The organism is Mariprofundus sp. EBB-1, from assembly GCF_003665155.1.
Classification (GTDB): Bacteria; Pseudomonadota; Zetaproteobacteria; order Mariprofundales; family Mariprofundaceae; genus Mariprofundus.
Window position 1 is genome coordinate 1 of sequence record NZ_RCFQ01000061.1, and the last position, 2,388, is coordinate 2,388.

The 2,388-nt window shown below is 52.8% G+C and carries 2 protein-coding genes; both read left to right on the top strand.

The features are described from left to right. The first annotated feature begins 75 nt into the window (after positions 1-75). The gene (gene istA / locus D8Y20_RS13470) at positions 76-1,608 is read left to right on the top strand and encodes an IS21 family transposase (RefSeq protein ID WP_121544225.1); all 1,533 of its coding nucleotides are present in this window, start codon (positions 76-78) and stop codon (positions 1,606-1,608) included. A 17-nt stretch (positions 1,609-1,625) separates the two neighbouring features. Next, positions 1,626-2,384 carry an IS21-like element helper ATPase IstB gene (istB, locus tag D8Y20_RS13475; RefSeq protein WP_121544226.1) on the top strand — a complete coding sequence of 253 codons (759 nt, stop codon included), beginning with the start codon at positions 1,626-1,628 and terminating at the stop codon, positions 2,382-2,384. The last annotated feature ends 4 nt before the right edge of the window (positions 2,385-2,388 follow it).

The following is a 2,388-nucleotide window of genomic DNA, read 5'->3' on the forward strand; positions in this document are numbered from 1 at the left end:
ACAGGATTTCAAATGTAGCTGATCTGGATAATTTCAAAGAGGCATTATTCTCCGCGAAGAAACGTAGGAGGAGCAATGCCCGCAAGGAGATTATCCATGAGGAAGAGCAAAGAAATATTGCGATTAAAATGGGAGGTTGGAGTTTCCGATGCGGCAGCATCGAGAAGCTGCCATGTCTCTCGAAGTGCTGTAGCAGGTTGTATCCGCCGAGCCACAGCAGCCGGACTATCCTGGCCGCTACCGAAGGGCATGGATGATGCTCGACTGGAGCGACTTCTCTACCCATCTGTTTTAACAACTTCTGAACGTCCCATGCCAGACTTGGCACAAATTCACCAGGAGATGAAGCGCAAAGGTGTTACGTTGTTCCTGCTGTGGCAGGAGTACAAAACGCAATCACCTGATGGCTTACAGTACAGTCGTTTCAGTGAGCTATACCGGATATGGCGCGGTAAGCTGAGCGTATCGATGCGCCAGACTCACCTGGCCGGTGAGAAGGTATTTGTGGATTACGCTGGTCCGACGGTTCCCATCGTGGACCGCACAACCGGTGAATCCCATTCAGCTCAAGTGTTTGTAGCTGTTCTGGGCGCATCCAACTACACCTTTGCCGAAGCCACTATGACACAGGGCTTGGCAGACTGGACCGGTTCACATGTTAGGACTTTCGAGTTCTTCGGTGGCGTGCCGGAGATTGTGGTTCCGGATAACCTGAAGTCAGGTGTCACCAAGCCCTGCCGTTATGACCCAGAGATCAACCCCAGCTACGCCGAACTGGCCAGGCATTATGGCGTTGCCGTGATTCCTGCCCGTGTCCGTAAACCCAAAGACAAGGCCAAAGCAGAAGGCGGCGTGCTGTTGGTTGAACGTTGGATAATGGCAGTGCTGCGCAACAGGACATTCTTCTCTCTGGTCGAAGCCAATGCCGCAATCAAAGAGCTGCTGACCAGACTCAATGAGCGCCCGTTCAAGAAGCTTCCCGGCTGCCGCCGCAGCCAGTTTGAGGAGCTGGATAAACCAGCTCTGAAAGCACTGCCGGAGAGAGCCTATGAGTACGCCCAGTGGAAGCAGGCCCGAGTGGGGATCGACTACCACATTGAGATAGAGGGGCATTACTACTCTGTTCCATATCAGCTCATCAAACTGCAACTGGATGTCCGTATTACGCGCAGCACGGTGGAGTGCTTCCATAAGTGCAAACGTGTTGCTGTCCACGTGCGCAGTGGTGGCTATGGACACAGCACGATCCCGGAGCACATGCCTAGGGCGCACAGGGATTATGCCCAGTGGACACCCGAACGGCTTATCCGATGGGGTCGCAGCATTGGTGAACAGACAGCTATCGCCACCAATATCATCATGAGCAAAAGGCGGCACCCACAACAAGGCTTCCGCGCCTGTATGGGGCTGATGAGCATGGGTAAAAAGTATGGAAACGACAGGCTGGAAGCAGCATGTAACCGGTCCATCGTTACCAACTGCGTTTCCTACAAGAGTATCCAATCCATCCTCAAGACAGGACTTGATCAGCAAGCCTTGCCCGAGATGCAACCAACACAACACATACCCGACCACAACAATATCCGTGGTCCGGGCTATTTCCATTAACCACAAGGAGAGAAACAATGCTTACACACCCTATACTGGATGAAATCAATACACTGAAGCTCACCGGCATGCACAAGGCATTGAGCGAACAGCTCAATATGCCGGAGGTTGAGTCGATGGACTTTATGGCCCGCCTCGGCCTGATGGTGGACAGAGAAACCTCCGAGCGTGCCAACCGTCGATTACAAACCCGATTGAAGAAAGCAAAGCTGCGCCAGCAGGCTTGCTTTGAAGACATCGACTTCCGCACGCCGCGTGGACTCGATAAACAGCTCATCCTCTCACTGGCATCCTGTGACTGGATCAAAAAGGCGAACAATATCCTGCTCACCGGAGCTACAGGAACAGGCAAGAGCTATCTGGCCTGCGCTCTGGCTCATAAATCCTGCCTGGAAGGACATACGGTCCGCTACATGCGTTTACCACGTCTGATGGAGGAGATCGGCATTGCCCGTGCCGATGGAAGCTATGGCAGGCTCATGATGGATCTGGCTCGTACTGACCTGATCATTCTTGATGACTGGGGCCTGGCGGCCATGACCAAGCCACAACGGAATGATCTGCTGGAAATACTGGAAGATCGAAATGGACTCAAATCCACCATCGTCACCAGCCAGTTGCCGGTAGAAGCATGGCACGAATATATCGGCGATCCGACCCTGGCTGACGCCATCCTCGACCGCCTCGTTCACAGTGCTTATAAAATTAATTTGAAAGGTGAATCCATGCGAAAAAAGAACTCAACATTGACCATCAAAAAACACCCCGCAGAGTAACCCC

Coding starts and splice junctions, on each gene's coding strand:
- istA (WP_121544225.1), top strand. CDS start 76: ATGCCCGCAAGGAGATTATCCATGAGGAAGAGCAAAGAAATATTGCGA.
- istB (WP_121544226.1), top strand. CDS start 1,626: ATGCTTACACACCCTATACTGGATGAAATCAATACACTGAAGCTCACC.